The sequence below is a fragment of the Fibrobacter sp. genome (genome assembly GCF_017551775.1).
Lineage (GTDB): Bacteria > Fibrobacterota > Fibrobacteria > Fibrobacterales > Fibrobacteraceae > Fibrobacter.
The window spans coordinates 1-6,516 of sequence record NZ_JAFZKX010000003.1 but is presented as its reverse complement, the minus strand read 5'-3'; the positions used below and the strand labels follow the sequence as shown (position 1 = coordinate 6,516).

Sequence of the window (6,516 nt, the reverse complement as noted above, 5' to 3'; positions counted from 1 at the left end):
TTCCCGATTTCTGTGCACCTGGTCGATGTCGTTCTTATTTTCGTTATTGGCATTGCGCTTTGCGTGCTGGCGACGCTGTTGCCGGCCTGGAAGGCGAGCAGGCTTGACCCCGTAGGAGCGATTAGGCATGAGTAGTTTATTGCAGACTGTCGACCTCCGCCGCGTTTTCTCCGAGACGGGAGAAAAGCTCGAAATATTGAAGGGCGTAAATTTCGCGATGGAAGAAGGCGAACTCGTGGCGCTCACGGGTTCTTCGGGTTCCGGCAAGTCGACGTTCCTCAACTTGGTTGGGATGCTCGATACCCCGACTTCCGGCGAAATCCTCTTCAAGGGCAAGGCCCTTTCGAAGTTCAATAGCGAAGAGCGCGATGAATACCACCGCTTCAAGGTGGGTTTCGTGTTCCAGTTCCACCACCTGCTCAGCGAATTTACCGCCATCGAGAACGTGTGCGTTCCGGGCCGTATTGCGGGCAAGTCCGACAAGGAATGCCGCGAACGCGCCGAGATGCTCCTGGAAACGGTGGGCCTCAAGGAACGCCTTAAGCATCTGCCGCGCGAACTCAGCGGCGGTGAACGCCAGCGTATCGCGATTGCGCGTGCGCTCATGAACAACCCGGATTTGGTGCTGGCCGACGAACCGAGCGGCAACCTCGACGAGGCGAATTCCGCGAAGCTGAACGAACTTTTCGGTGAACTCAACGAGATGTTCAAGCAGGCCTTCTTGATCGTGACGCACGACGAGAAACTGGCGAGCTTTGCAAGGCGCCGCGTGGTGATGCATAACGGATTGATTCAGGATATCGGATAGGAGATTTGGTATGGCTGACAACAACGGTATTTTCTCTGCGAAGGCGAAAGCCGTGCTCCAGGCGGCCCGCATGGCGGCCCGCAATCTCGGTAGCGACTGCGTTTCGACCGAGCACCTGCTCCTGGGCTTGGTCCGCGAAGATTCGGGCTTTGCCGTCGAGACGCTCAAGGCGCTTCGCGTGAATCTCGTGGATATGAGCGAGGACATCCAGCGTTCGCTCTCTTCGAACGGCGGGCTCATGACCATTGGCGGCAACCCGCGCGATGGCCTTTTGCAGTTTACTGTACGTGCGAAGGCCGTGCTTTTCAATGCGGCGAAGATTGCGAAGGAAGAGGGCGACCAGTATATCGGCCCCGAGCACTTGATGCTTGCCATTCTGCAGCAGTCCGATTCCCCTGCCGTAGGGATACTTTCTACATACAACATAACTTTCGAAAACTTCCAGCAGACGCTCGACCAGTTGAAGCACGATGCCGACGGGATGCCGGAAGACGGAGCCAATCCGGATATGCAGCGCCCCATGCAGATGTCGCGCGAACCTCGTAGCGGTTCCAAGTCCAAGACCCCGATTCTCGATCACTTCGGTCGCGACCTCACGGCGATGGCGCGTGCGGGAAAACTTGACCCGATTATCGGGCGCGAAGCTGAAATTGAACGCCTTATCCAGATCCTCTGCCGTCGCAAGAAGAACAACCCGGCGCTCATCGGTGAACCCGGCGTGGGCAAGACCGCGATTATCGAAGGCCTTGCGCAGAAGATTGTGCAGAAGAAGATTCCCGACCTGCTCGCGAACAAGCGCGTGGTTACGCTTGACGTGGCGGCGATGGTCGCCGGTACCAAGTACCGTGGTCAGTTCGAGGAACGCATGAAGGGGCTCATCATGGAACTCCAGCGCGTGAGCAATTCCGTGATCCTCTTTATCGACGAACTCCATACCATCGTTGGTGCGGGCGGTTCCGAAGGAAGCCTCGACGCGAGCAACATCTTCAAGCCGGCGTTAGCGCGTGGCGAACTCCAGTGCATCGGTGCGACGACGATTGACGAATACCGCAAGTACATCGAGAAGGATGCGGCCCTGGAACGCCGCTTCCAGACGATTCTCGTGAATCCGCCCAATTCGGAAGATTCCATCCAGATTCTCGAAGGCCTGCGCCCGAAGTATGAACAGCACCACAAGGTGCATTACACGCCCGATGCGATACGCGCCGCGGTGACGCTTGCCGAACGCTATATCAGCGAGCGCTTCTTACCGGACAAGGCCATCGACGTGCTCGACGAGACCGGTGCCCGCGTGAAGCTCAATTCCATCAAGGTCCCGCAGGATTTGATGGACATGGAAAATGAACTTGCGGAAGTCCTCCAGAAAAAGGAGGAGGCTGTCGCGAACCAGGATTACGAGAACGCGGCGAAGTGCCGTACCCGCGAGGAAGAACTCCAGAACAAGATTGCCGAACGCAAGAAGCAGTTGCAGGAAGAAGGGGCCGAAATCCCCGTTGTCGACGAGAGCGATATCCGCGACTGTATCAGCAAGATGACCGGCATTCCCGTGAGCCGCCTCGGCGGCGAAGAGACGCAGAAGCTCCTGCATCTGGCCGATGAAATCAAACAGCGTATCATTGGCCAGGATGCTGCCGTTGATGCGATTGTCAAGTCCATCCGCCGTACCCGTGCGGGCATCCGCAGCAGCAAGCGCCCGATGGGCAGCTTCCTCTTCCTCGGGCCGACGGGCGTGGGCAAGACGGAACTTGCGAAGGTTTTGAGCCTTACTTTATTCGGGAGCGAGGATTCCATGATTCGTGTCGACATGAGCGAATACATGGAAAAGCACAGCGTGAGCCGCCTTATCGGTGCTCCTCCGGGATACGTGGGCTTTGAGGAAGGCGGCGGACAGCTCACCGAAAAGGTGCGCAAGAAGCCCTATTCCGTGGTGCTTCTCGACGAAATCGAGAAGGCCCATCCGGACATCTACAACATTCTCTTGCAGATTCTTGACGACGGCATCCTTACGGATAGTTACGGCCGCAAGATCAACTTCAAGAACACCATCATCATCATGACGAGTAACGCCGGTGCCCGCGAAGTGCGCCACAGCGGCGGCATGGGATTCACGAAGGAAGGGGAGACCGATGACTACGAGCGCATGGAAAACGCCATCCGCGAAGAAGTCAAGCGCGTGTTCTCACCGGAATTCCTGAACCGCGTCGATGAGCAGATCGTGTTCCGTGCCTTGAGCAAGAAGGACCTCGTTTCTGTCGTGGACATCCAGATGGGGTTCCTCCAGAAGAACATTTCCGATCGCGGAATCCTGCTGGAAATCAGCCAGGAGGCGAAGGAATTTATCGTGAACCACAATTACGATTCCACCCTGGGGGCGCGCCCGATACGCCGCTCTATCCAGAACTTGGTGGAAGACGCGATTGCCGAAGGGCTCCTGCTCGGTACCCTCACGGACTTCTCCACGATAAGCATCGGTGTCGAAAACGGCAAGCTCAGTTTCAAGTGCGAGAAGATTCAGTCGTAAAAATGCTATCTTTGACCGCGAAAAATTTCAACAATCAAACCCAAGAGGTTAACAATGGCTAAAATTCCTGCAGTCCTTATCTTTGGCGCTCCCGGTTCCGGCAAGGGTACCGTTGGTGCAAAGCTCGCTGCTACCACTTCCCTCAAGCACATTTCCACGGGCGACATCTTCCGTGGCATTGCTCCTTCCAGCGAATCCGGCAAGCTCCTCGCTTCTTACTCCAGCAAGGGCCTGCTCGTTCCGGACGAAGCCACTGTCGAAATTTTCGGCCGCTTCATCGAAGGCCTCGTGAACACGAACAAGGTCAACCCGGATAAGGACACCCTCCTCCTCGACGGTATTCCTCGCACTGTCGCTCAGGTCAAGCTCATTGAATCCGTCGTCGACGTGAAGCACATCTTCGTGCTCGACATCAAGGACGAAAAGACCATCGTTGCCCGCCTCCTGAACCGCGCCAAGATCGAAGGCCGCAAGGACGACGCCGACGAAGCCGTGATCAAGAACCGCCTCAAGGTGTACAAGGAATCCACCGCCAAGGTGCTCGGCAAGTACAGCAAGTCCATCATCAGCCGCATCAACGGCGACAACACTCCGGACGAAGTGTTCTGCGACACCCTCGCTGCCTATGTGAAGTTCTGCAAGTCCGCTTGCAAGTGCTCCAAGAAGGCTCCGGCCAAGAAGGCTTGCAAAAAGTCCAAGTAATTCTTGCTTAACTAAGTAAAGCCTATAGAAGTCCCCGACTCGATTGAGTTGGGGATTTTTGTTTTGAAAGCCCTTAAAATGTTTTAGACCCCAAAAGTGAGCCGGAAAAGTTTGTTTACACATGCGTTTTTACAATGTGGAAAGGAGATTTGTTATTTTTTCGACTAATGACTCTGGGGCTGTGATGAAGTGTTTTTCTCTGTCGAGGCAATCTCTTTTCTGCATTTCTGCTGTGGCCCTAGCCATAGTCCTTGTCTCTTGCGATGAAACCCCTGAAAAAGATTCTTCGAGTGAGGATTCGGTGGATTGGTCATCCATCGTAGATTATCAATATGACAGGGGCACCCTGCTGGATTCCCGAGATGGAAAGATTTATAGGACGGTGATCATCGGTAACCAGGTTTGGATGGCGCAGAACCTGGCATATGACGAATTCAGTTATTGCTACTTCGGTGATAATTACGCCTGCGACGTGTATGGCAACCTCTACCATTGGCGTGAAGCGAGAAAAGCGTGTCCTGATGGCTGGCATCTGCCGAGCAGGAGCGAATTCGAGAAACTGATTGAATTTGCCGGAGGAATGTCTCAGGCGGCAGAAAGGCTCAAGTCAAAATATGGATGGCATGAAAACTGGACAGCCCGTCATGGGATGGTCGAAGGCCATAACGGGACGGACGATTTCGGATTCACGGCGCTCCCCGCTGGGTTCATGTTCTATGGTCGCGGCGGCGGTGGCGAAGGCTTATGCACAATGTTTTGGAGCTCGACGACAGTCGATAGCGCCTCCTATACTAAAGAAGAATATGCATACAATCTCGACATAGGAGACTCGCTTTACTTGGGGCGTGTTGATAAGCTCATGGGATTGTTTTCCGTTCGCTGTGTCAAGGGACATGTTCTGGACACGACCCAAGAAAAAGACGGTATTGCGGAGTGGGAAAAGAGAATAGAAAAAGAGTCCATCGTCGCTCGATATCAAAGCGTAAAGGGAACATTAAGGGATAGCCGCGACGGCAAAGTCTACAATACGGTAAAGATTGGCCAGCAGACTTGGATGGCACAAAACCTCAACTTCGAAACAGAGGATAGCTTTTGCTACGACGAAAGTGAGCGCTACTGCACCAAGTACGGTTATGGACGGTTATATCCATGGCGTATTGCGAAAACGGTGTGCCCTGCGGGTTGGCACTTGCCGAGCAAGGGCGAATTCGAATCGTTGCTTGAGCTAGTCGGTGAGGATTCAGGGGCTAAGCTTAAATCTAGAAGCCGATGGGGGGAACGCTGTTGGGGGCTGGATGTCTTCGGTTTCAATGCGCTTGCAGCCGGCTACGGGGAACTCACAAGGCGCCATAGCCCCTTTAACGCAGAAAGATTCGCTTGCCAGTTAATTCTTGTAATGGACGAACTAGGAGACAAAAGAAATAAGTCAAAAAAAGATTCCTGTAAGGCTCTTCTACAAAAGGAATTGCCCCCCGATGACGGATCCGAATTAGAGATACATTTTTACCATAAAGGTAGCTGGACTTTTTTCTGGAGTTCCGTGGAGGCCGATAGCGATAGCGCTTATGCCATGGATTTAGCAGAATCCCACGGACATATCGAAAAACATAAAAAGGAAACCTTCTATTCGGTCCGTTGCGTGAAGGATGAAAATCAGGCCGAGTAAAGCATCTTCCTGCAGTTTAATACGATACCCGCGGTTCGCGAAAACTGCAGCGTCTAACAGACGCAAGGCTTTTGCAGTACCAGATTCTTGCATGTTCCTACAATAAGTGTTCGCATTCCAAAGAACCTCTCGTGTTTCTTTGCGGAGAGAGGGCGTTTTGCTAAGCAAACAATGGAATGAAATGATTTTGTTTGCGTGCGAAATGCCCCTCGAAGCAAACATTTTTACAAAGAGCGGTCTTGGACCCTATCGCTTCGCTCCAGGGTGACACCGGCATGAGAAGCCGGGGCGTTGCGGGGTGCTCCCCGCAGAGGGGGTAGCGGAAGCCTTGCCCTGGACCCTATCGCCTTTGGCTCCAGGGTGACAGAAGGGCAAGGCTGTAGCGAGGGGGAGACTTCCCCCGCATGGGTATAATTTTCTATCTTTGTGCCCATGAAAGTTTTTTTATATGACACCACCCTCCGCGACGGTAACCAAGACCGTAAGATAAGCCTTTCTCTAGCCGACAAGTTGCAGATTGCGCGAATTCTTGACCATTTCGGTTTTGACTACATCGAAGGGGGCTGGCCCAATCCGAGCAACCCGACCGACGAGGAATTCTTCCAGAAGATCAAGGAAGTCAAGCTGAAGCACGCGAAGATCGCGGCTTTCGGTTCCACGCGCCGCCCGAAGGTGCTCCCCGAGAAGGACCCGCTGCTGCAGGCGCTCGTGAAGTCGGGCGCTCCGGTCAAGACGATTTTTGGAAAGAGCTGGGATTTGCACGTCACCGACGTCATCCGCACGACGCTCGAAGAGAACCTCGACATGATCGAGTCTTCC

Annotated in this window: 4 protein-coding genes and 1 pseudogene; all 5 read left to right on the top strand. The window is 54.0% G+C overall.

Features of this window, described 5'->3' with window-relative positions; genetic code table 11:
* Window positions 1-127: 127 nt before the first annotated feature.
* Window positions 128-808 carry an ABC transporter ATP-binding protein gene (locus IK012_RS00120; protein ID WP_173343344.1) on the top strand — a complete coding sequence of 227 codons (681 nt, stop codon included), beginning with the start codon at window positions 128-130 and terminating at the stop codon, window positions 806-808.
* Window positions 809-818: 10 nt separating this feature from the next.
* Complete coding sequence (locus IK012_RS00115; RefSeq protein WP_290949068.1) at window positions 819-3,329, top strand: ATP-dependent Clp protease ATP-binding subunit; 2,511 nt, start codon at window positions 819-821, stop codon at window positions 3,327-3,329.
* Between the two features lie 54 nt (window positions 3,330-3,383).
* Complete coding sequence (locus tag IK012_RS00110; RefSeq protein ID WP_290949066.1) at window positions 3,384-4,031, top strand: nucleoside monophosphate kinase; 648 nt, start codon at window positions 3,384-3,386, stop codon at window positions 4,029-4,031.
* A 121-nt stretch (window positions 4,032-4,152) separates the two neighbouring features.
* Complete coding sequence (locus tag IK012_RS00105; protein WP_290949063.1) at window positions 4,153-5,697, top strand: fibrobacter succinogenes major paralogous domain-containing protein; 1,545 nt, start codon at window positions 4,153-4,155, stop codon at window positions 5,695-5,697.
* A 432-nt stretch (window positions 5,698-6,129) separates the two neighbouring features.
* Window positions 6,130-6,516, top strand: a pseudogene (locus IK012_RS00100) (citramalate synthase); the annotation flags it as partial.

What these genes read in the sequence shown, in the direction of transcription:
- IK012_RS00110 (WP_290949066.1), top strand. Translation starts at nt 3,384, where the DNA reads ATGGCTAAAATTCCTGCAGTCCTTATCTTTGGCGCTCCCGGTTCCGGC.
- IK012_RS00115 (WP_290949068.1), top strand. Translation starts at nt 819, where the DNA reads ATGGCTGACAACAACGGTATTTTCTCTGCGAAGGCGAAAGCCGTGCTC.
- IK012_RS00120 (WP_173343344.1), top strand. Translation starts at nt 128, where the DNA reads ATGAGTAGTTTATTGCAGACTGTCGACCTCCGCCGCGTTTTCTCCGAG.
- IK012_RS00105 (WP_290949063.1), top strand. Translation starts at nt 4,153, where the DNA reads ATGCGTTTTTACAATGTGGAAAGGAGATTTGTTATTTTTTCGACTAAT.